The 23921-nt window shown below is 54.9% G+C and carries 16 protein-coding genes; 13 read left to right on the top strand and 3 right to left on the bottom strand.

What is annotated here, in order from left to right:
• Nucleotide 1: 1 nt before the first annotated feature.
• Nucleotides 2-385, top strand: coding sequence for a hypothetical protein (locus AC0QDI_RS18410; protein WP_474670775.1), 384 nt, complete (start codon nucleotides 2-4; stop codon nucleotides 383-385).
• Here the strand turns inward: AC0QDI_RS18410 and AC0QDI_RS18405 are convergent, their stop codons facing one another.
• The gene (locus AC0QDI_RS18405) at nucleotides 386-3289 is read right to left on the bottom strand and encodes an AAA family ATPase (protein WP_474670773.1); all 2904 of its coding nucleotides are present in this window, start codon (nucleotides 3287-3289) and stop codon (nucleotides 386-388) included.
• Nucleotides 3279-4631, bottom strand: a complete 1353-nt coding sequence (locus AC0QDI_RS18400; protein ID WP_474670771.1) for a metallophosphoesterase family protein — start codon at nucleotides 4629-4631, stop codon at nucleotides 3279-3281. The genes AC0QDI_RS18405 and AC0QDI_RS18400 overlap by 11 nt, the downstream gene beginning before the upstream one ends.
• A 122-nt stretch (nucleotides 4632-4753) precedes the next feature.
• On the opposite strand from AC0QDI_RS18400, the gene AC0QDI_RS18395 reads away from it, so the two are divergent.
• From AC0QDI_RS18395 to AC0QDI_RS18350, 10 genes are all read left to right on the top strand, one after another.
• Entirely contained in the window at nucleotides 4754-5077 is a 324-nt protein-coding gene (locus AC0QDI_RS18395; RefSeq protein WP_474670769.1) for a DUF6788 family protein, read from the top strand.
• 229 nt (nucleotides 5078-5306) lie between these two features.
• A complete protein-coding gene (locus AC0QDI_RS18390) occupies nucleotides 5307-6236 on the top strand; it encodes a hypothetical protein (protein ID WP_474670767.1) in 930 nt (309 codons plus the stop codon).
• Between the two features lie 24 nt (nucleotides 6237-6260).
• Nucleotides 6261-6575 (top strand): hypothetical protein, encoded by a 315-nt coding sequence (locus AC0QDI_RS18385; RefSeq protein ID WP_006111064.1) that lies wholly within the window; start codon nucleotides 6261-6263, stop codon nucleotides 6573-6575.
• Nucleotides 6576-7254: 679 nt separating this feature from the next.
• Complete coding sequence (locus AC0QDI_RS18380) at nucleotides 7255-8544, top strand: orc1/cdc6 family replication initiation protein (protein ID WP_474670945.1); 1290 nt, start codon at nucleotides 7255-7257, stop codon at nucleotides 8542-8544.
• A gap of 1451 nt (nucleotides 8545-9995) precedes the next feature.
• On the top strand, nucleotides 9996-10334 hold the full coding sequence (locus AC0QDI_RS18375) for a hypothetical protein (protein ID WP_474670765.1): 339 nt from the start codon (nucleotides 9996-9998) through the stop codon (nucleotides 10332-10334).
• 135 nt (nucleotides 10335-10469) lie between these two features.
• Nucleotides 10470-12266, top strand: a complete 1797-nt coding sequence (locus tag AC0QDI_RS18370; protein ID WP_474670764.1) for a DUF8186 domain-containing protein — start codon at nucleotides 10470-10472, stop codon at nucleotides 12264-12266.
• An 88-nt stretch (nucleotides 12267-12354) separates the two neighbouring features.
• Nucleotides 12355-13857, top strand: coding sequence for a TrbL/VirB6 family protein (locus AC0QDI_RS18365; protein WP_474670762.1), 1503 nt, complete (start codon nucleotides 12355-12357; stop codon nucleotides 13855-13857).
• Nucleotides 13858-13863: 6 nt separating this feature from the next.
• Nucleotides 13864-15237 carry an AAA family ATPase gene (locus AC0QDI_RS18360; protein WP_474670760.1) on the top strand — a complete coding sequence of 458 codons (1374 nt, stop codon included), beginning with the start codon at nucleotides 13864-13866 and terminating at the stop codon, nucleotides 15235-15237.
• Nucleotides 15238-15356: 119 nt separating this feature from the next.
• A complete protein-coding gene (locus AC0QDI_RS18355; RefSeq protein WP_474670758.1) occupies nucleotides 15357-15749 on the top strand; it encodes a hypothetical protein in 393 nt (130 codons plus the stop codon).
• Nucleotides 15750-15755: 6 nt separating this feature from the next.
• A complete protein-coding gene (locus AC0QDI_RS18350) occupies nucleotides 15756-16706 on the top strand; it encodes a TraC-like domain-containing protein (protein ID WP_474670756.1) in 951 nt (316 codons plus the stop codon).
• An 11-nt stretch (nucleotides 16707-16717) separates the two neighbouring features.
• On the opposite strand, the gene AC0QDI_RS18345 is transcribed toward AC0QDI_RS18350, so the two are convergent.
• Nucleotides 16718-17425 carry a hypothetical protein gene (locus AC0QDI_RS18345; RefSeq protein ID WP_474670754.1) on the bottom strand — a complete coding sequence of 236 codons (708 nt, stop codon included), beginning with the start codon at nucleotides 17423-17425 and terminating at the stop codon, nucleotides 16718-16720.
• 60 nt (nucleotides 17426-17485) lie between these two features.
• Here AC0QDI_RS18345 and AC0QDI_RS18340 point away from each other — a divergent pair, with 60 nt between their 5' ends.
• Nucleotides 17486-19339, top strand: a complete 1854-nt coding sequence (locus tag AC0QDI_RS18340) for a helicase HerA domain-containing protein (protein ID WP_474670752.1) — start codon at nucleotides 17486-17488, stop codon at nucleotides 19337-19339.
• On the top strand, nucleotides 19326-23870 hold the full coding sequence (locus tag AC0QDI_RS18335; protein WP_474670750.1) for a type IV secretion system DNA-binding domain-containing protein: 4545 nt from the start codon (nucleotides 19326-19328) through the stop codon (nucleotides 23868-23870). Before AC0QDI_RS18340 ends, AC0QDI_RS18335 begins: the two co-directional genes overlap by 14 nt.
• Nucleotides 23871-23921 lie beyond the last annotated feature (51 nt).

The raw sequence follows: 23921 nt of genomic DNA, 5'->3' as shown, positions 1-23921 counted from the left end.
CATGTTCAGCCGATTACTGCGTACACTCGGAAGCAAAGCGGGTGATAGCCCAAAGGAGGATTCAGCAACGGCTTCCCCGGGTGGCTCGTTCAATCACTACACAGACACAGTCGATACAATCAAACAGCTAAAGCGAGAGCAGCGCCACGACGAAGCCGAATCGTTGCTTCTCTGGTGTATTGAGCAAACTGAACAGGAGGATGCTGGTGATCCAGCGCCGTGGTATTACAAACATCTCGCAATCGTCTATCGTAAGGAGAACCGATACGAGGATGAGGTTCAGGTTATCGAGCGCTACCTCAACAACGCTTCCTCACCCCGGGAAGATCTTCAGAAGCGATTGCATCGTGCAAAGGAACTCGCAGAGAACAAAGAATCTGGATAACTACGACCAGGTTGGCTCCAGCAGTTCGCAGGGATCGTCCGGCTTCGAGTAAGGACCGTTGAACTGTCCATCGTCGAGACTCCAGTACTGGGCGCTATCTATGTGCGTATCAACTCGTTCAAGAAGTTCCGGATGGCATGTCAGCAAGAACACTTGGTTCGTATCTGCGAGTTCAGAGATCGTCTGTAGCGTTCGAACGTGATGGCTGGGGTCGAAGTTTGTCAGCGAATCATCGAGTAACACAGGGAGTGATGACTCATGGCGACGAATTCGAGCAAGACGAATCGCGAGGAAGAGCTGCTCAGCGGTGGCTCGTGATAGTTCCGCAGTTTGTTGTGTCTGTCCATCAGCGAGCACCGATTGGAAGTCGAGATTGTCGAATTCCTCGGTGGAGTCAACTTTGGTGTAGGCGTTGTCGGTAATCCGCGCGAAAATCTCGCTAGCTTCGTCGAGGAGTGGCCCAGTCGTCCGGTCAATGAATCGTTCGTGGAGTTCGTTCAGCAGGTACTCTGCGATGCGGTGCGTCGCATACTCTTCGGCAAGCGGTTCGAGCCGACGTCGTCCCGCCTCGATCGTCGCGTGGGCCTCGCGGACATCATCATCGGATGCTAGCTCTTCGAGTTCCTTCGTAAGCTCAACTCGCTCTTCAACGCATTCCGATCGCTCTGTTTCAAGACTCTCGATTGTTTCGTCGATCGTATCGAGTCGTTCTTCGATTGCCTCTCTATCAGCGTACGCCTCAATGACACGCTCGAACGCAGCAATCGCCCAGTCGTCATCGTCATGCTCCGAGTCGCGGTACGGTTCAAACGCCGGTTCGATAGCTGAGACTGTCAGTCGCCGCTGGAGTCGGACGCGAATTCCATCACGCTGTTCCCGCGCTTCCACGAGCTCAGTGACGTTCTCACCGCGTTCGAGGAACTGGTCGACAGTACGAACGAGGGTTGCTGAATCAGCATTGGTGAGATCTGGTGCATCGTTCCACTCGGCAAGGAGATTACGGAGGTCATCTTTGCGACTGGTGACAGTCTGCTGGGCTGTAGTGACCGTTTGTGCAAGGTCGAGATCCTCTTCAATACTTTCGATAGTCGCGAACAATTTCTCTGCTTCTTCGAGCGGGCCACTATCGTCAGTATCGAGAACACCGAGTTCGGATACGGTCTCGGCGGCTGCTGCGAGGTCTGAACGGAGAGTTTCCTCCTTCGTGTCGAGAGCTTCAACGTCGCCTTCCAACGTTGTGAGATCGTTCCGGAGCGATGAGAGGTCTGCATAGAACTCTCGCACGGCAGCCGGACTCGTATCGTCTGAGAGTCCAAGCTTCTCTCGAAGCAAGTCCAGTTGCTCGGTCGCGGTCGAATACTCCGTTTCGAGCTCCGTTTTCCGGGAGCGCAGTCCTTGAATATCGGCAGTCAAGCTGCGTTTGTCTGCCCGAAGCGTCTCGACAGATACGCCATCGACTTCAAGGGACTCGAATTCAAGCCGTGATGCAGCATACGCGCCGACGATCAGTATTATCATGAGTGTGATGACGACACCAAGAATCGCACCACCAACAACTCCCAGCGCACTTCCCACGATCAGCGCGAGTACCGTCCCACCTGCAGCGACAGGAAGCTGGTCACGAAGTGTAAGAGATGCCTCAGATGACGAGTCGGTTGCAGTGTCGATTTCGTGTTCCAGCTGTTCGTGACGAGCCGTCTTTTCGGTCAGGTTTCGCTCGACCTCGTTCAATTCGGATCGGACATCCTCACAGGTCCGCGTAATCGACCGAACCTCGTCTCGAGAGAACAGGTCGGTTTCAACATCACGGACCCGGTCAAGCAAGGAGTCGTCATCCCACTCGGGTTGCAAATCCGCTGCCCGGGAGCGAAGTTTTCGACGCTCTTTCGCAAGCTCTGACCGTTGCTCCTGAAGTGAATTTACCCGCTCACACCAGCCAGCAATTTCCCTATTATATGCCCGTATCGTAGACGTAGCATCCAGTAATCGGTCGCGATATGCTTCGGGATCCTCTACAGTAACCTGTTGAGCGAACTCCTCTTCTGCAGTCGTCAGTTCCTCCTGCACTTCCTCAAGTTGACTTCGTAGTTGCCGACCGCGGTCAAGTTGCTCTGTCGGGAACGCATCGACCTGGTCAAGGTCGGCACCATCAAGTTCAAGATTCAGCTCCTGAAGTGTCTCGAACTCCCCGTATTCCGTGAGAACAGTGTTAAGACGAGTTTGTTCCGTTGTTAGATCAGCAATCTCCTCATCGAGTTCCGCTACGCGGGAATTGACATCATCTCGAGCAGCCTCTTTCCGATCGTGCTCGTCAACCTGAGCGACGGCGGCATCTCGCGCATCGACCCCCGACTGAATCTCGCTAATTGGCTCTTTAAGGTCATAGACCGAGCGTCCGTGTTTGCCTCCGATCGATTTCGCCCGATCACTGAATGCGGCTTGAATCTGGGGGATTTTGAGAACGTCGCCATATGCCGCACCGAGTAAGATTGCAGACAGGCTAACGTCGTCATCGAGACTCGTTGGCATACGCCGGAGTTCGTCCAGGCTAATGGTGAAGAGCTGCTGGTACTGTGCGGGCCCTAGATTGCCGAATACATCAGAGAGTGCTCGATCGGGGGCACCATTGACAGGCACTAGTGCGGGATCACCATAGCCAGTGAGTGCTAGCTCGTATTCAGCGCCATCGACGACGACATCGGCCGTGAGGTCATACTGGTCCGTTGCTGGCGGGAGACCATTGCCGCGAGGAATCCCATAGCCAAGATGGCGAACCGCTTCCATAAACGTCGTCTTCCCGGCCCGTTGTGGACCAGCGATGACGGTCAATCCGCTATCGACATTTTGGACTCGAGCTCGCCTGAAGCATCCAAAATCATCCAGATCGAGGTTCTTAATTTGCATTGTCCCTCCGCGTCGCAAGTTCGTCGATTGACCGAGTGACGGCACGGTCAATCAAATCGTCTAGCCGTTTCTCGTCCAAACCAATCCGATCCTCGGAAATGTCTTCGTGTTCTTCGTCCGCACGCCACTCCCAGACATCACCTGTTTTCGCTCGCAGTTCAGCTCGTGTCGCGTCGTCTTCTCGAATCTCGTTGGAAAGCTCAACCAGTTCGCTGATAATCTCGTCCGATTCTACCAACGTCTCGAGGCCTGGAAGTGGTGGTGCAGAGTAATCACGGACGGACTCGGTCCACACAAAGGGTGAGGCACTACTGCTGCGGTCCCGCAATCGGTTGGCGAGCACATCCGTTGCTTCCTCGTCGAGCGCTTCAAACAGCTCTCCACGGCCACTCAGCGTCCATCGGCACACAAACCCCTCTGGCATCCAGTCTGTCTCAGCCACCGGCATCGAAAGGGTGTCAGTGAGAGAGTCTTGGTCCGCTGCCCGGAGATCTAGCATACGCTCCTCGAGGTACCCTTCCGCATCTGCGAGATTACGAAGGGGAGTATCATCATCTGTACTCGCGGTACTAAGATCGACCACGATTTCTTGCCAGACAATCGGGCTCGTCGGAACAAACTCGATGTCAGGATCGCTGCCTGCATCCACGTCGACGAGCAAACAACCACCGATGGCAGTTTCGCCAATATTTCGTCCTTGTGGTATACCAGCGTACGCTGCTGGCGCTCCGTCGACCAGCTGTGGCGTATGGATGTGCCCGAGCGCCCAGTAGTCGATCTCCTTCTGTGCTAAGTCGCTCGGCCCACAGGGGGCGTACCGCCGACCATCCGGATTTAGGCCCGTATGGAGCAGGCCGATATTCGGGATTGCTGTATCTGGTGGTGTGTAATGGTAATACAGGGAGTTGCTCTCCCACTGGCTTCCATACGATTGCCCCATGATGCGGGCCTCCGGTTCATTGTCATTCGGGTATAGAACCGTTTCAACGTCGTCTGCACCGAACACATGGACATTATTGGGTAGGGGGAGTTTCTCTGCCCCTGCTCCCAATGGATCATGATTCCCATGGATGACATAACATGGGATTTCAGCGTCTTCAAGCCGCTCGAACTGATCGACGAGAAATTCATTCGCGTAGACGGAGCGCGCTTGTTGATCGTAGAGGTCGCCAGCGACAACGACGAAGTCGACGTCCTTGTCGAGTGCGACTTGGATAACTCGACAGAGAGCTTCGTGTGTCGCTCGCTGCAGGCGCTCAGCCAATGATTCAGATGCCGCTTCCACAGCGCGGAGAGGACTTCCGAGATGGAAATCTGCAGTGTGGAGGAACGTGACTCCCATTCAGTGGACTGTTATATGAATCGTATATCAAGTTTCCTGTTTAATGAAAATGCTATGAATAGCTCTCCAATTTAACCAACAGGACTAATGCCTTCTGCCTCAATTGTTGGTTAAGTCGTCTCATGTCGTACTCAGAACCAACGATCCCACCCGAGGTTCCCGGAGAGTTAGCGGACTTACTCGATGAGTGTAATGCGGAAACACTCCGGTCTATTGCCAAGTATGCAGATGCACTCGCAGAGTATCAAGAGCGGGAAGAGCGGATCAACGAGGGTAAAGATAAAGAGACTGCTCGAGAACACCCTGAGGATATGCCCGAAGATGTCCCCACCAAAGCGACGCTGACAGAGAAGGAAATCAACGGGAATCGATATTACTACTGGCAGTGGAGAGAAGGTGATAAAATCAAATCCCAGTACAAAGGCCCAGTAAATCCAAGCGAGTGAGGGTTAACCAACATCTGGTTGATTGCTAGCGCACCTGTTGGTTAATTCTGTGGACTTGTTGTTGCAGGTACCGATGTCAATATCTTGCTGTAGGATGCGTATCTTCCCCATATTCGGGAGAATCAGATCTCAATAGATACTCAATTTAGAGCGTGGCCGAAGTGGCCGAGGTTAATCTTAATATTAATGTTCAAATTAGATTTAAGTTGATTGAGTATGTGCATTCACTATGAGCGACCAATTCACCGAAGCCCTCGATCAAACAGAGGAGGCACAGGAAACCTATGCGAATCAACTCGGGATCAAACCAGAGAAGATTCCGTTTACGGCTGAAACACTTCCTGACGCGGGTATTGCGGTACGCACGAATCAAGATCTGCTCAATGAAGTTGCGAGCCACATCCTGAATCGAGCAGGCCACATCTCGATCGTCGATGAACGGGGAGCTGGGAAATCTCACTTCCGTGATCTCGTGTACGATGCTCTTTCAGAGGGCCCTCGGAGCGAGGAGTTCCGAGTCGCTCGAATACGCGAAGTCGAGTCCATCACAACCCGTCGCTTCTATACGCGTCTTCTTGACGAACTTAGTGAGTACAATGACCTTGAGATTCCAGAGTCGTACCCTCATGCCACAGACGAAGTTCGTCAGCTTGTCGAAGAGGTTGCCGAACAACTCGAATCACTCAATATCGCGTGTATCATCCAAGTTGACCAACTCGAGGATGCGGCACGGAATACACGAACTTTCGAGCAGCTACTAGCCGCGTTGCAGAGCGTCGGTGACCTCGGAGAAAGTGAACCTGTATTCATTCTTTTCCTATTCGGAACTGAACGTGCTGGTGATCGAATCGACGAACTGCGTGAGACGCTCAGTTCGCGACTCGTCGCAAAGGATCGAACGTTGGAACGGTTCGGATTCGCAGAAACCGAGGAACTCATCGCCAGGTGGCTTGCCTGGGCCCGTGAAGAAGAGTACAATTCTGGATATCCGTCTGACCCCTATACGGCGAATGCCATCGAGACTATCGTCGAGGTCAGTGATGGGACCCCGCGTGATACTCGACAGAAGTGCTATCATGCCTTCCGAGCTGGCGCACAGCAGTTCGCTGCCGAACGAGACGTCGAAATCACGAACGAGACGTTAGACGCATATCTTTAATATTAAGCTTAAGAATAAGGGTGTATGAGCAACGACAATCCATTCGGCGAAGCGATGGATGAGGCATCGGAGGAAAAAGACCGAGAAGACCAGCAACCTGCATCAGACTTCGATACCGAACCCTACTACGACGCGCTCAACACTGGCGTAAAGGACCACACGATAGGCGTCTCCGTAAGCGAAGAGATGCATCAGTTCTGGCGTGAACTCCAAGATACGGACGACGTCGACGTCGATCCTGCCCAGTCCATTCGGAATCATCTCGAAAATCTCGCGCATCGGCATCCCGACGTGTTTGAACGAGCAATGCGGAAGCTCGAAATCGATCGCGAGATGTGATCATCAAGTTAACCAACAGAGAACTGATATCCAATCCATTGTTGGTTAACTAACACACATAATCGAATACAGCTCTTAGATTAGAGGATACGGCTACACTATACCAGTTTCTTCGCAGTCGCGATATCAATCAAATCCACAACGACATCGTCAATTCGGCTATCCTCACCGAGGATGTCGAAGGTAGCTTCGAGATCTGTTTTCAGTTCGAACCGGCGACGAATGAGTCAGAGTTTACACTTCGATGCCGGGGTGTCAGACGCATAGCTTACACTTCGATGCCGGGGGAGGCGGAGACCGTGTCGAAGAGCAGACACTCAGATTCGCACGAAGTTGAGGCGAACCTCATTACACATCGATGACGGGGGGCCTCTTATCGAATGTACTTCGGTGACGGTTCTATCACAGAGAGCGTGAAACCGGGTATTACGGGAATAGATCAGTTATATCACCCGAATAAACATCGACGGGGGTGAATCTTTTTAACGCTCCGGCGTACACTAAGCGTATGACCGGTAGTGATCAAGACGGGACGGATCAATCTCTCCTTAGTGAAGGAACGCATTCTAGAGTTGACGAAGAACAAATAGAAACTGCTCATGAAGAAGCTGTCAGAGACACGGTGCCGGACCAAGATAAAGTAACTACTGAAGACAGTGCTCAGCGATCGATCCGGGATATGCTCGACGATGAGGGGGAGACATCGGTCTTCGTCAATCGAGATCTTGTCGAGCCAGACACAATCATCGATGAGGAGCGAATCGTCGGTCGTGACGATCAACTTGAATCTGTTGTCTCATTTCTGAAGCCGACACTCCAAGGAAATCGCCCTCCAAATATGCTGTTATACGGTCCTGCTGGGACAGGAAAATCACTCATCATTGGGGCAGTCACACAACAAATTATCGAGCTCTGTCAATCGAAGGGCAAACGCTTCGGTGTAGTCGATATCAACTGCCAGCCGATCAACACCCTCGACCAAGCAGTCTTCGAGCTCGTCCAGACCGTTGCGAAGGACGTCGACGCGAAGATCGGCGTACCTGAAACAGGCGTATCGACGAAGCAGAAATATCGACGACTGTATAAACTTATCAACGAGCACTATGACTCGGTCATTTTCATCCTCGACGAGATTGACCTCTTGGTCGGCCGGCGAGCAAACGACGAACCTGCCTATTCAAAACTACTCTACCAGCTGTCACGAGCGAGTAATACAAACGAAATCGAAGGGCAGGTATCAGTTGCTGCACTGACGAATGACCCGAAGTTTATGGAGGACATCGACGGTCGTGCCGAGAGTTCATTTAATCCGCGAGATGTCTATTTCCCAGATTATGATGCAAATCAATTACGCCAGATACTCGAAAATCGTCGTGATGCCTTTCGGTCTGATGCATTAACTGACGACGTATTACCCCTCGTATCGGCATTTGCAGCACAGAGTCATGGGGACGCACGAAAAGCAATTGATTTGTTTCGCGGTGCCGGTGATCTCGCGGATGAACGTGGTGACGAGAAGGTTCGCGAAGACCATGTCCGCGAATCCCAGGAGGAAATTGACAAGGATCGATCATTAAAGCTTGTTGAGGGACTGACGACCCAAAAAAAGATCTCACTTTACGCGACAGCCTCTGTTGCGCATTTCTCGAATTGGTCAGGGAGTTCCGTTCCGAGTCCAGTTGGATTCAAGGTCTATCAATGGATTACCGAAGAGATAGATGCTGACCAGATGACCCGCGAGACATACGTCAAGTATGTCAAAGAACTCTCCACGTATGGTCTGATCTCGTCCTCCCGGAAGAGTCGAGGACGTGGTGGCGGAATGTACATGGAGTTCACCTTCACAGGAGATCCCGCAGCAATGATGAACCGGATTGTCGATGATACTCGAATGGAAGCAGTTTCCGATCAAGAAGAACTCCTCCGAACTGTCATCAACTCACAATTAAAGAAGTTCCATAATCAGTGAGTTAGCGGTGGGCCACGCAGAGGAACTTCTCGATCCCCCACCCCCCGTCTTCGATGTGTAAACTTGGATCCAATCCGATAAGGACACATCTCAAGGTCAGCAAAGTGTTACTGGCACAATCAATGAGTGAAAAGTCAGGGGCATTATCAAGCTTCCTCAAGAACTGCGACAGAAGACTGCATCCCAATGTTCTCGTGAACACCCTCCCCCCGTCATCGAAGTGTAAACGGCAGAAAGAGGTGAAGGTCGAAGATCGGGATGAGAGGTTGTATCGGTATCAGAGGACACAAGAACGGAGATATCGCAACAAACAACCATTGTGACGGTCTCGATGAGAAGAGAAACTACGCTCAGTTCGTCGGAGTTGATTTCCTCCTCACCTTGCTATCAGGTCTATTGCGGATATGGTTATTACGCTTCCTATATAAAACCTTGCCAGACTAGAGACAACCATGAATTAGAACGTGAATCTACTGTTTGAGACCGCCTCTACTGGGTATACCTCCTTTTCGTCGTTTTTCACTCTTCTCACGTTCTGCCTCCACTCCTCTCGCAGAGTTTTACACATCGATGACGGGGGGGGGGGAGTGTGGGGAGGTCGAGTCTTACTCGCAGGATACCCTCACTGGCGAGCCGACATCGGCTGCACTCTTCTTACTGTCCGATGGCGCTTAGCGTCGCTACGATCAAGGACCTTCCAGATAAGTTCGCTGTATCATCTCTCACTACTCGATGATTGTCTGCTTTTCAATTGCAATATCGTATCTCTTTTTCATGAGTGTAGGCTAACATTGGCTTAGCTGTTAACCCCGCGACTTTAGGTGCGGGAGGAGGTCAATTGCAACCCTAAGTCTCAATAGTTACTCGGTGGAGTCTTTTGGATCGACGGGTACGATGTACTTGTTCTTCCAGGAATTCCCCTTGCGCCACTGGCAGTACCCTCATAGTCAGTAGGATCGGTCGAAATCTCACGTTCTTCGAGGGCAGTCTGTTCATCACCAGTGATCGAGGCTGCGTTCTCGAGTTTCAGTGACTTCACGCTCGCGTTTAGCGCGTTTCCAGCGGACAAGTTGTTCAGCATATGTACTCACTTGGTCGAGGCGCTCGGGTAGCTGGCGTTCGAGTGGCTCGTAAAGGGCGTGCGGTCGACAAACGGTCCATACGCTGGTGATGAAGGGGTTCGGTTCCACGCCAACCATATCATTCCGTTGTCAGACGGTGGATCGAACCGGCTGTCGAATGTTTGCGGCGCTAGCAATCGCTCTGTGGGTCGTCCTCGTTGTTCGGAGAATCACCCTCTCCGCAGAATGGGCTCATTAGGTTGATCGTGTGGCTGCTAGTCATTCCCGGACCATAGGCAATTGCCTGTGACTATATACGGTGTCCGATATAATTGTATCTATGGGCAAATTAAGGATTAAATCTAAATACGAGCACCTAAGAGAGCGAGTATGGCACGCAAAACGAAAGGTGCCCGAGTCCTGACCGTCCTGTTCGCATTCATTTCAACTACTGGGATAGCTGCTGCCCAGCAGAGCGAGATCAACAATTCTTTGTCGGAGATTGAGTCATTCGTCGCAACAACACTCGGCCAGATCGGTGTCATCGTCTTTCTCGTTGGTGCCGCTGCCTGGTTCGTCTCCCGCAAGCATGCCGACCGTGCCCAGTGGGGCTGGCGAGGTATGTGGGGCGGCGCTGGGATGATCGTCCTCTCAGTTAGCTACAACGTGTTCGTGACGCTCTTCGAAAACCTCGCCCCGGGGATGGTCATGCCCTGGATCGCCTTCTAAGTAGTACAGCCAATAGAATCACGACTTACCCCCAATCGATCCCCTTTCACCCCACCACGAATGGATGGCCAACGATTGTCGCTTGTACTGCTGCTCATTGTCTCCTTGTCACTTTCAATTAGTGGTACAGCGACGATGTCCACCGCGGAGACAACGGCCAACGACACAGACGTCTTCATCTCCGATAAACCGGATCCAGAGGCTGGCTCAGTCCCACCGTTCGTACTCCCAGACCTCGAGGACGTCGATGAAGAAGAGAATATCTCGGTAGCGGAGCTGAGTCAAATACGCGATTTCCACTATTCGACGACCCAACCCCCGTATCAGGTTGGCCCGGATCAGCAGACGCTGCGTGAGTACCGCCTCGACCAACTCGAGTCGATCAGGCGCAACGAGTCGACGAGTCTCTGGCTCCCCGACTCACAACGATCGAATGGTACGCTCGTCACGGATGCTCACGTAACGATCCTTGGGACGGCAGAGGGGACACAAACCCGTCTCGAGTCGGACGCAGGAGACCAGTACGAGAATGAGAGTGAGTTATTGCTGGTACCGCGTGACGGGACTGTCCTCACCCACCTTGATTATTCGACTCGCATCCCGGAGGGGACCTGCGTCACGACCGACCAGACCAGGACCTGCCTCAACGTCACACTCCTCGATCAAGAAACCGACCGGACACTCAAGATCGGATCTCAATCATGGAGTGGCGATCCAGAGACGCCTCACCAGCTCGACTACGCGGACGCGGACGCGAGCGGGCCGACAACGATGGAGGTGGAAGCGACGATCACCTCGAGGCTTGCAGTCCAGGAGACCACCTACGTCCGTGAGGGGACTGACTGGGTGCTATCGAATACAACCGACAATGAGACACTCGACCTCTCCCACACGGTCCAAGACGAGGCTCCCGTTGTCGTCACGACGAACCAGGAGCTGTCGATCGAGCAGACGATAATCGAATCAGACGACGGCATCGACCGGCTCATCCTCGAGTTCGATGGCCCGGAGACGCTCCATGACCGTCGGCTCTGGAGTACTGCGACGTTCGAAGAAGGCGCTGGCAGGATCGAGAATATCTGGGGCGTCTACTCACAGCGCCAGTATGAGACCGCCACGCGGGGTCATCGGCCAAGTGATGAGCTACCGATCTCGCCGGATCAAACCGAGTCCAATACGACGGTACCAGTGCTCAACGACGCATCGTCGGGAGTGTCGATAGGGAATGAGACGCTCGAGCGACAACTTCCAGCGCCAGCGACCCAACAGGAGACCGTTCCGTTCCCGAACATCCTCGAGAAGCAACTCGTCGCACAGCGAGATGACCCCACGCTTGAGGGAGAACCAACCAACCTCGTAAACCCACCAGAACTAGCTAGTTCGAATAGCTTCAGCTTCGCATCCGAGCCAGCACCACTCGATGAGGACGTCAATCTCTCCTCGGTCGAACCGCGTGGACAGACGACGCTCACCATTACAAACGCAGAGCAGCCGATCGCAGAGGTTCGCGACATCCACGGCGATCCAATACCGGTATCGACACAGACTGTCCAAGAGCGCGCCGCTCAACTCGAGACGGAGATCCTCAACGACACGCATGCAGAGTTCCACCTTTTCGAGGAAGATACCGGCGAAGCGCTTGGCAACAAGACTCTCTGGCTCCACGGTGCTGCCCAGGGACAGGTTACGACCGGCTCGGACGGAACCGTAGTCGTCAAACGGAGTGACCTCTACGTGAGGGCTTCGTTCACGGGCGAGACCGATCCAGCGGAAGAGGTGTACTACAGTCCAGTTGAGACGCAGGCCACATTCCAGCCAGAGGCGTTCAACATTTACCAGCTACTGATGAGCTTCACTGGAGCATTCGTCTCGATCATTGCCTTCGTGATTTTGTACATTCCGTTCGCGTACATGCGAGGTGCAAACAAATGACCGTTCGAATTCGATCCAGTACAGTGTGGGTGCACACCCACTCCACAGCTTCCGCGCTGACAACTATACCAGAGATCCCATTCAACCCATGACCGGATTCAGATTGCCCATTTCGATCACAAGCATCACAGAAAGCGTTGACCCCACAACACTGGTGTCGGCCCAGAAGAGCAGTGCCTTCCTTCCAGTTGACGGCGTCGTCATCACCGTCGCGTTCGTCTCCGACTGGATTGCCGACTTTTTCATCTACATCCTGTCCGGCATTATTGGGTTCATCAGTAGCCTCATTGCGAACGGCATTCGTTCATTCATCATCTTTGATAGTCCCTATAATGATCCGACGATGCAGGGTGCCTTCCAGCATAATCTGGATATCTTCCCTCAACTGCTGGTGATCGTCTTCATGGCCGGGATCGCCTCCAAGCCGTTCGCCGATCGACGTGAGGTGACGAACTTCATGCTGGTCTGGAAAACGTTGAAGGTGATCATCTTCGTGGCCGTTGCCCGTCAGATCATGCACTTTAGTCTCCTTTTGACGAATGCGATCATTCTGCATGTCTACGCCGATGATTATGGCGCTGCGTTCGGTCCCAAGGTTCTCGAGGCTGGATTTGGCGGAGCAGCCGCGCTGGGCGCTGGTTCCATCATCGGTGGGATCATCATCAGCTTGGTCTCCGTCGCGGGTATCTTGCTCGCCCTCGGGGTCTTTGTGTTTCGAGAGTTCTTGTTCCACGCGACGTTCATTTTGCTCCCGATTCTGGGGGCCATGCTCTATCTGGATTTCGGCCCACTTCGTCACAGCTCGTCGATCGCGAAAACACTCTTGCGGGCGACAGCGTACATGCTGCTGGCAGGAATCGTGATGGCCGGACTGTTGCAGACAGGTGCGGCAGCCGTCGGGGCGTATTCGGATGTCGCTGTCCAGGGCGAGCAAGCAACTGAGGCAGAGTTTGGCGAACTTATCGAAGCAATGCTCTTCTGGCTGATCGGGCTGGTCGCCCCCGCGGCCGTCGGGCTGAAAGCAGCCATGATGGCTGGAATGTCGCCGAGAGGCCTTGGTCGGAGTGCAAAGAGTAGCTCGAGTTCTCAAAAGCAACCCTCTTCATCGACCCAGTCGGGTGGGAAGTCGCGACGCACTGCACTGATGGAGCAGGCGAGGTACGGAGGAGCGAGAGGGGCCAGATGGGGCGACAGTCTGACGGGTGGAAGGGCGAGCAGTGCTGCCAGCAGAGTGGGATCACGCGTCGGCCAAACGAAAGCAGCAGTTGGGAGTACAGCTGCGTCGAAAGTCCCGGACGACCTCGCCGATGCAGGCAACACAGCGAGTTCCGGTCTGAAAAGAGGTGGAAAGCGCACAGTTCAGGACGTGAAAGCTGGAGTCTCCTACGGACCTCGAAATCTTCACGAATCCCCGACTGAGTGGGCGGCGGCCGGGTTAGAACGCTATCGGGAAAAACCGGTTATCGACACGTCGACTCAACAATCGACCAGTGGCGGGGCAGCCGAAGTCAGTAACAACGCCGCCGACACATCGCCAGACCCGGAATCGAGTCAACAGACATTGGACAAATACGACAATAACAATAACTAACGGAAGATGGACAGAACATCCCCACCCAAGAGTGTCCTGAAGAAAGTCGTTGTCGGCAGCATTTCTCTGAGTCTCTTTACTGCGAATTATGTAGCTGCTCCACTGGGAATCGTTTGGCTTGTTGCGTATTTTTCTGACCCGCTTGTAGCGCTGATCGCAGTTCCTGCAATCTGGATGGTTCCCACGTTTACTGCTGCGTTCTTGGCTACTAGTATCAAGCCACTACACGTCAAGGAGGAACATGCAGATCGTATCTGGCTAATTGGAAGCTTCATTGGTGTGTCTATATTGACAGCAGTATGGTTCCTTCCAGCTTGGGAGACTAACTGGCCTACTCTCGCAAGCATCTTTGTGCCGCTCCGAATCTCTTCCATGTTTGAAAGCTCTTGGTACATGGGAGCCAGTTGGCTTGCGTGTGTTCCACTGATGCTATCAATGAGTGTCGGAACCGTTACAGATAATGTCGATGAGAAAAACTCGACGGGAGAAGGGGAGCAAACAGATGCACTGGATGCGACTGCTCAGAAAGAGAAAGCCGAGACCAAACACAAGAAGACGCCTCACTCCAGCAATGGAGTGACTCAAGAACAACCCATGCCCTCCCAACTCCAATACGGCTGGCAGTCTGCGCCCGACACAGGATTTGCGGACGTTGGTGGGATGGAGTCACTCAAAACGGAGGTTGAGCGCTCGGTGATCCGTCCGCTGACCCGTCTGGATGCCGCCTACGAACGCTTCAACATCTCCCCACCGAACGGGATCCTCTTCTACGGCCCGCCCGGGACGGGCAAGACACTCTTTGCTCGAGCTATTGCTGGCGAACTCGGCCACCCGTATCTCGAGCTCTCGGCGGGCGATATCAAATCGCGCTGGGTCAATGAGTCTACCGAGCAGGTCAACCAACTGTTCGCGGAGGCCGCACAGTTCGATCGGTGTGTGATCTTCATCGACGAGATCGACGCGCTGCTTGCCTCCCGTGAAAGCGACGTCAATCGCGAGCACACCCAGGTCGTCAACGAGTTCCTCGCTCACCTGGACGCCGATGATCCGAATTACCTCGTGATCGCAGCTACAAACCGCGCTGAACTCCTTGATGAGGCGGCCACCCGTCGGGGTCGCTTTGACCAGCAGTACGAACTCGGCCTTCCAGATCGCGACGCTCGAGAGGCCATTTTCCGCGTCCGGCTCGACGAGCTGCCGACGGACCTTGACAACAACGCATATAGGAAGATGGCCGAGCAGACAGAAGGAGTCAGTAGCGCAGATATCGCTGGGATTGTCGACGACGCCGCGATGCGTGCCGCCGAACGCGACGCTGACGAACTCACGCTCGAGGATCTCCACATGTCGCTCCCAGACCAACCAGACCAACGGTCTTGAGACCGTGCCCAGCAAGAGGTAGGTTAGGGCCGCAAGATCGTTCAAAATGTACACTTTATTGAAACATCAAAAGTAGGAGTAACTTTTAACTATATATCCCTAAGACGTACAAATTGCCTATGGAAACATTCCCTATCGCAGGGCGTGTCGTTAATACGAAGTTGGTTTTCGGGTTGACCGCCCGAGAAGCTGGTGAGGTTCTCGTTGTTCCGTTCCTGGCCATGGGTATTGCCCAAAGCCTCGGCTTCACTGGGACACTGTTCCTGGGTGCCGGCGGGATCGGACTTGCCATCGGCATCCTTACTCTGCTGGTTTCCCCTGCCGGCCAACGACCCATCAGCTACGCCCGTGCCGCCGCCGAGTACTATCTCGGGTCGAACGAGTACCACAACCGGAGAACGCGACCCGAACCAGAGACGCCAGTCACCCAGGACGTTGTCTACGTTCGGCAGGCTGGCCTCGATATCGAGACAATCGAAGCCGAGCAGGAAGCGGAAGCCGACGGACGGTGATCGATGATGGGGACTGCACCCACCGACGAGGCAGCCACCGAAACAGCCGCAGAATCACACGACGAGGACGAGGAGCCCGTTGTCCAGCCGACTGCCAGCAGTGACCACACGCCGCCCACACCCGAGTCCGACCTCGAGGTCCTACGAGCACTCGACAAATTCCTTGACGATATCGACACGGACCTCCCAATCGCTCGAGAGCGCTCCCGAGCGCGTGACCACTTCGACCTCAAGGATCGCCTTGGTGGATCGACAACGACCCAGGAGACACTCAGCTTCGACTACGTCCGGGAGGATGGTATCGCCGTCGACGGTGACAGCTATATTGGCCTCTTGAAAGTCCATCCGCAGAACTGGCTCTCGCTCAGTGAACAGGCCAGACACGACACGATGAGTGCGTATATGTCCTTCCTGATGTCGCTTGAGTTCAGCGTGGCCGTCCCCTGCTACCCGAAAACGTTCGACCTTACAGGGCATCTCGAACGCTTCTACACGGCATCATCGAGGACGACTACTCGAGACGAGACGCCGATCCTCCAGTACGGACGGAAATTCTACATCCGGTGGGCGAGCAACCAGATTAGAGACGCCGACCTCAAACAACGTGATTTCTACATCGTCACCCGTGTCGACGCTGATCAAGTCCACAAGAATCTCGACACGGGAAGCGTTCTGAGCCAGCTTGGCGATCTCCCGCTTATCGGCGCTGCCTGCTCGCGAGTGCTCGCCCATACGCCATTCGGCAATTCGCACGAGGATGCACGAACTGAACTCTGCATTCGCGAAGTGAGACAGCGACAGCGCCGGATTATAAACAAGCTCGGCCGGACGGAGGTCTCGATCAACCAGGTAACCGACCGTCAGGAAACCATGGAAATCCTGTATCACTACTACAACCACGTCGACCCGCAGTTCGAGAAGTTCAACCAAGCGACCAAAACGGAGGGTGAGTACTGATGGGCTTCCTTTCAGGACTTCGTTCCCGTCTTACTTCGGGCAATAAGCACACGCTCAAGGAGATCGATGACGAGACGTTCGACCGGGCAGCATCGATCGTCGAGGCCAACGGCGACGACCTTACCAAGGAAAACATCCGAGAGCAGGCCGAGCATCTCCTCGAACTCGAGGAGGTCGACGAAGGGGAGTTCCGATTGGGTGTCGTCCAAGACGACACCGAGCAGTCGCTCGCCGACCGAGATATCATCGCCCCACGAAAACTGAAAGAGGTCTCCAACTTCTTTGAATCGGGGTACATGATCCGCAACGACAAGTTCGTCCGTACGCTGACGATCCACGGCTACCCCGAACGCGTCCCCTTGGGCTGGCTCGATGAACTGTATACGACGAACGATCACGTTCGCGTCACGCAACACATCCAGCCACGCGATACTGGGTCGGTTCTTCGCAAGTTGCAGAAACGCCTCACCCAGCTCCGGGCTCGTCTCCACAAGAAACACGAGAAGAGCCAGACCGACACTCACGAAGAGGAGGCCGACCGCGACATGGTCCAGGATCTCATCTGGGACATCATCCTCGGGGAGACGAAGCTGTTCGACTTCGCGATCTACATCGAAGTGGTCGCCGACACTGAACAGGAACTCAACGAGGCAACCGAACGCGTCGTTGATTCGCTCAGTACCGCGAACGCGGAAGCAGTCCCCCTCGAGAAACGGCAAGTTGAATCACAGGACGCACTCGGCCCGCTTGGTGACGATCCGATCAAGTCGACCCAATTGATGCAGGAGACCGCCATCGGCACGATGTTTCCGTTCATTGAGCCTGTGATCACCGATCCCGAGGGAATCTTCTATGGGTTTGACACAACGGACACACCCGTAATCCTCGACAGATACGAGCTCTCCTCGTACTCGAAAGCAATCGCCGGCACAATGGGTTCCGGAAAGACGTTCGCCGAGAAACACGAGATGTACCATCGGTTGATGATGGACCCCGAGATCGAGATGCTGGTTCTCGATCCGCTTGGAGACTTCGTCGACTTCGCGAACGATCTTGGTGGGCAAGTGATCCGCTTCGGCGGCGATAACACAGTCAACCCGCTTGAGATCCAGCGGGGTATCGACGACGCTGTGGACGATCCATTTAAGAAGAAATTGCGCTCGGTGATGGAGCTGTTTCGCATCCATTTCTCGGCGGTGGCCGAGCAGTCGTTAAGCAAGGAACAGGAGGGAATCCTGCGGCGAGCGGTCCGACTTGCCTACCTCCAATACGGTATCACGGAAGAGACGGTGACCCACGAGAACACGAGCCCGACGATCAAGGACCTCCTTGACATCCTCGCAGAAATCGCCGACGGTGGCCTGCCATCGGAATTCCTGGAACTCCACGAGGATGCGAACGACGAGCGAGTATGGCCCGAGATTGACCAGCTCGAGACGCGATTTCGGGATGGCGACGAGCAGTACGCCTACCAATTATTGCTTGGTCTCGAGGCGTTCCAGAAGGGCGGCGAGAACGACAATCTGACCGGCCGGACGAACGTCGAACTCGACAACCGTTTAGTCGTCATCGACATGTCGATGTTTGCCGACACGGGGCAGGCACCACTGTTTATGCACGTGATGTTCGACTGGATCTACCAGCGAGCGGCCAGCGATCATGACCGCCGGACGCAGGTGACTATCGACGAGGCTCACTACCTGTTGCGGCGGGAGGCGACGACAGACATGATCGATCTGTTCATCCGGCACAGTCGTCATTTTAACACGGCAATCACGCTTATCTCCCAGACTGTCGATGAGTTCGTCGCCCAGTCGGACGGCCAGTCCAAGGAGGCCGCCGAGAAAGCACGCAACGTCTACAATCTTTGTGACATCAAGCAAATCTTTCACCACGAGTCGGTCAGCGACGAGATGATCGACTTCCACGACCTCACCCCTTCCGAGCAAACGTTCCTTACGACAGCCCAGACTGGCGAAGACGGGGGCTACTCGGAGTTTTTGCTGGGTGTCAATGAGTGGTCGAAACCACTCGCACTCCACGTGAACGACTACGAAGTCAGTGTCCTCGACGATGATCTCGATCCGTGGGAGTATCTCGCTGGGAACCGGTATATCGACGCTGACGACGCCAGTTTCCTTGCCGCAGAGGATCGACTCGATGACTATGAGATTCCGGAGTCGGTGCTCGAGGAGGTAGATTTGGATGGGATCGACAGGGATCCCGAAACCGATGAGACGGTCGTCGAGCACGCCGATCGGGAGCGAGCCAATGTGGAGACCGAATATCACGAAAGAGATGCCAGTGAGACTGTTAAGGCCAGTCAAGGAGCGACAGCAGCTGCAGATGAGGGAGCGGAGGATTCCCGTGCTGAAGCGGCAGCGGATCAAGAAGATGATCTCACCACGATCACTGGAGTCGGCGAGACGTACGCAGGGTATCTCGCCGAAGCGGGTGTCGAGACGGTTGGCGAGCTCGCTGTGGCAGATACCGAGTCTCTTTCAGAGGAGACATCGATCCCGCTCATGTTGCTTGACGATTGGGCTGATGCTGCCAGCTCGATGTGTGAACCGGAGACCGCGAGTGGTGACACTTCTTCGAGCACGGAGGTGACAACCGATGCAGACGACTGAGAAAACCGAGAGTACCCCCGACATCGATGCTGAATCCCTTGAATGGATCGTGGCAGAGGACGAGCAAGTGGAGCAGATCTCCGACCTGGACGTGCAGTGGACTGGTACGCCACTGTTTCGAGGCGGATATCGGACATTTCTGGTCGCACTCGTCTTCATAGCGGTCGCGCTTGCTCTTGCGACCGAGAGCATCGCCGGGGTCACAACAGGACCGTCGCTCGTCGGGCTCGAGTCCTACACGCTCGCGGTGGAGGGAACCAGTATCGAAATCCCACTGTGGTGGCTGAGTGCTATTCCGTTCCTGGTTGGCCTGATAGGCATCGCGATCAGTGTGCGTCCGATTGTTCGGGCGCTTCGTACCACCTACGTCCTCACCTCGGAGAAACTCTACGTCCGCACGCGTGGAATTCGTGGCGATGGGTTCACGAAACTCCTGCTCGACCGTGTCGTCGACACCACTTTTCATCAGTCCTCCATCGGCCGGCTGTTGTCGTATGGAACCGTCACGTTCAGTACGTTCGACCATACGTCGCCCGAAATCCAGTGCTGGGCGATTGAAGACCCAACAGAGCTTCACGAGACTGTTCTCGAACTCGAAGCCTCCGCTGCCTCGCCACTTGAGCGTAAACAAGAGTACATCCGAGTTGTGCCGTCGACGGGCGAGCGACCGCCACGGGAAGTTATCAACCAGATCCGTCCCTTGCACGACGTCCGACGAGGTGGGGTGCCGTGGTGGCAGACACTCAACCCGCTTTCGGATCCCGACCCGCTTACGTTCGAGTTTGTGATCTACAGCGACGGGACGGACTCTCCGATCGAATTCTACTATACATGCGAGCAACACCTATCCACGCTCTACGACCGACTCAACTCGGCCTACCCCGACTCCGTGGAAATTGAGCGTGTGACTGTTGACTTTGCGGAGAAGCTCATCACTCCACAGCAGTACTCGTACGACGAGTTCGAAACCGCCCTCGAGAACGGCACTCTCCAGTGTACACCGGCTGAAGTCGAGGCGCTCGTTCGTGTCCGGGGCTCCAAACCGACGCTTGCTGACGGAGGAACTACGACCATCGACGAGCAGGTCGATCGAGACAAGACTACCGAAGAGAACACCAGTACGGAGGCGTCTGATTCTGAGGCTTCCGGTTCCGAGTCTTATTCTCCTACCAGATCCGATTCCAGTTTCCTACTCGGCAAGCAACTCCCGAGCATCGACCTCGATGCACTCCGTGCGAAAGAAAAGGCAGAAAACCGCGATCCAGGGTCGCTCACGTTCGCCCTCGAGACGCCAGTTGACACTGGTGAGGGGGTACTCGCCCGGCCACACCCGGATGAAGTTGAACCGTACGGACTGCGGTGGACCGGCAGCGGAGACCCGTTGGCGGCAATCAAGAAATTCGATCAGAAAATGGGAGAAACTGATCGGTCGAAGGCAAGCTCACACGCACCGTTGACCGTGCTAATCGATCATTTTGCAAGCACGGATCATCCAATCGTCTTCCAGGCCGCGTTCGAAGGCGAGCCCGATCTAACGAAAGAGGGTGAATACCACATCGACGAAATCGAACAGGGTCGCGAGACGCTGTGGGGTGAAGCCGCCATAGCCCTTGAAGAGCTTCTACGCGGTCCAAAGAATAACGAGTCGTCTTCGTCGCGGTCAGAGTCACTCAGTGAATCTCGATCTGAGCGTATTACCGAGATCAAAAACGAAGACTGGGGCCATACGTTCACGACCAACCTGCGGGTAGTGACTGTCCCCACGAACTCGTCTCTGAGCGACACATCCGAAATCGAACACGGCCTACGGAATCTGAGTACCGTGTTCGATCCGCTTGCTGGTGACTACTACCAACTTGAGAGCGAAACCCTCTACGAGAAAAGAGTTCTTGAGCGCAGTCGGCGCAAGCGGTCGCGACGCTGTTTTAATCGGTTTCTCGAGGGGGAGGTCGTCGCTGGTGGGCGGGTGAGTCGATCCAAACCCGACCTGCATCTCGATCCCGGCGAGCTCTGCAATCTGGTGATCGTTCCCAGTACCGAGCATTTGACTGATGAAGCAGTCAAAGAGACGCATGCGAATCCCGAAAGCCGCACGGCTCTTCCCGGGTTGGACACCGCCCAACGCCGCCAGTACACCACGGGAATGGTCCTCGGTCAGGACGCCAACAGTGCCGTCGAGGGACCGCTTCGGTTACCGCCGAGCCGGCAAACACGCCACTGGTTGCTCTGTGGCGCGACTGGGAGCGGGAAGAGCCAAGTTACGTACCACATGTTGCGCTCGCTCGCCGAGACGACACCAGGGCCGAACGTCCTCTTCGACCCGAAAGGCGACAACATGTGTCAGAACTACCTGATGGCCCACTATAAGAAATTCGGGCACCTCGACGACGTATACCACTTCCGCGTACCGGAGACGCTTCCTGCAATCTCGTTCTTCGATATTCGACCAGCACTCGAGGGGAACGATCGCGAGACGGCAGTCAAGGAGAAAGTCGACCACTTCCACGAGCTGATGCGGATGATCATGGGAGCGGAGAAGTACGAACAGGCGTTCGTGGCAAACGAAGTTTTGACGTTCCTGATCCAGGCATTGTTCGATCCGAAACACGGTGACGACGTCTTCGGGTTGGATGATCTCGTCGGGGCCGCGACGAGAATGCATCGTCATCAGGAGCTGCCGGAGGTTTCGGAGATCAATGCCGACATCCACGACTCACTCGCCGCCCAGTTCGCCAAGGACGAGAACCAGTTCGACACGACGATGGGAGCGGTGATGAACCGGCTGAACAAACTGAAAGAGGATCGCCACCTTCACTGGATGCTTCGACACAAACCCGGTCGCGAAGTCGAATCCACCGGAGACGATCTCTACGGCTTCCACCAGCAGGAGACCCATTTCGACTTCAGTGAGTTCCTCGAGGAAGATGTCACGATCCTGTTCGACCTGGGTGACCTGTCGTTACCCGCCCAGCGCGGGTTCACCACAGTCTTATTGAGTAATCTGTGGCACTCGATCCAGCGACGGCGGCGGACGAACCCCGAGAACGTGGTCAACGTCATCATGGAAGAGGCTGCACCGTTCGTCGCGACCGAACTGGTCGCCGATCAACTGCTCCCCCAGGGCCGATCGTCGGGACTGAGCCTCGGCTTCATCATGCAGTATCCCGAGCAGGTCAAGAAGTTCCACAATGGGAACGGTGCGTACGAGGAACTGCTGACAGAGGTGCATACGAAACTGATTGGTGACATCTCGATGAAGAACCGGTTCGCGAAGACGTTCACGCACGACGAGTTATCTGTGGAGGATGTCAGGAACCGGAACAACCGGATGGCAGCGGGCGAGTGGTTCACGAAACTCGTTTCCCCTGGGTTCGGTGAGGAGCGACCAGCGCCGTTGACTCTGCACTCGCCCCCGATCATAAGCGGGCATCCAGAAAGCGACGAGCCGTTGACGGCGGCCGAACAGCAGCAATTCGATGAAGAGCTTCTGCCGGAGGTGCTCGAGCGGACTGAGGACGAGTACGGGTTATACGTACCGACCCACGAGGACGCGATGGAGTGGTCAAATTGGAGCGATACAGATCGGCGGGCTGGTGCGCCGCCGGCGCTGGACGAAGATGAGAGTGCAGAGATAGTGGAGTCCAACGAAGAGAGTGAGGTCATAGAAGCCCAGCAGCCGCTCGAGAAGACCAGCCTTGACGATGGGGGCGACGATCAGTACGATGATCGAGACGATAGCAGTAAAGCAGAGACTACCGACGACGATCCAGTTGACGTTGCAAACGGAGCCGCCTTCTTCGATTCGTCCACGGGCGAAGAGGAATGCCCAGTCTCGGACGATGAACTTCGGCGGCGGGGGCTCTCTCGAGACGACGCGATCTTCCTCAAACGTGTTCTTGACGCGATGAACCGTGACCTCCCGGAGTACACGCTGTTGGAAGGGATGGGCGAATTACAAGAGGATCTTGATGGGGTTGACGTCGACGTGTTGATCGAACTCGGGCTGCTCGAGAAAGGGAAGGTGGACCGACGACCGTATTATACGGTGCTTCCGGATGGACGAGAGCTTCTCGGCGAGACAATCACCGCCCAACCGGGGATTGGAGATCTTGGAGAGAAGACGCCACACAAAGTTGGGGTCGAACTCCTGGTGCGCTGGCTCGAGACTCTCGAGGAGGTCGATCGAGTGGAGCGATACTATCAGCAGTCCTCGGAGACGATTTTCGACGCTGCCGCGTTCGACGTTGATGATGAACTTGTGTGGGTTGGAGAAGTGGAGATGACCTCAAATAACGCGGAGGCAGTTGTGAGTGATTACGAGAAGATGGCTGCGGTCGACGCGGATGCCGTGTGGGCGTTCCCGTCACGTGACGACGCTGGCGAGATCGTGAATGTGCTCGCCGATGCAGAACGTCTTCCTGAGAATGTTAGCGGTCGAACAGCTAACTCATTTTCACTTCTCCAGGAGGCAGTCGAAGGATTCGAAGCCGATGGAATGGCGACTATCCACACCTTCAGGAAGCTGACTTAAACGAGGTGAAATAATGAAGGTTGATATGACATTCGCATTCACCGGTGGTAG

This window comes from Natrinema sp. LJW11 (assembly GCF_056135975.1).
This window is presented reverse-complemented; position numbering and strand designations above follow the sequence as displayed.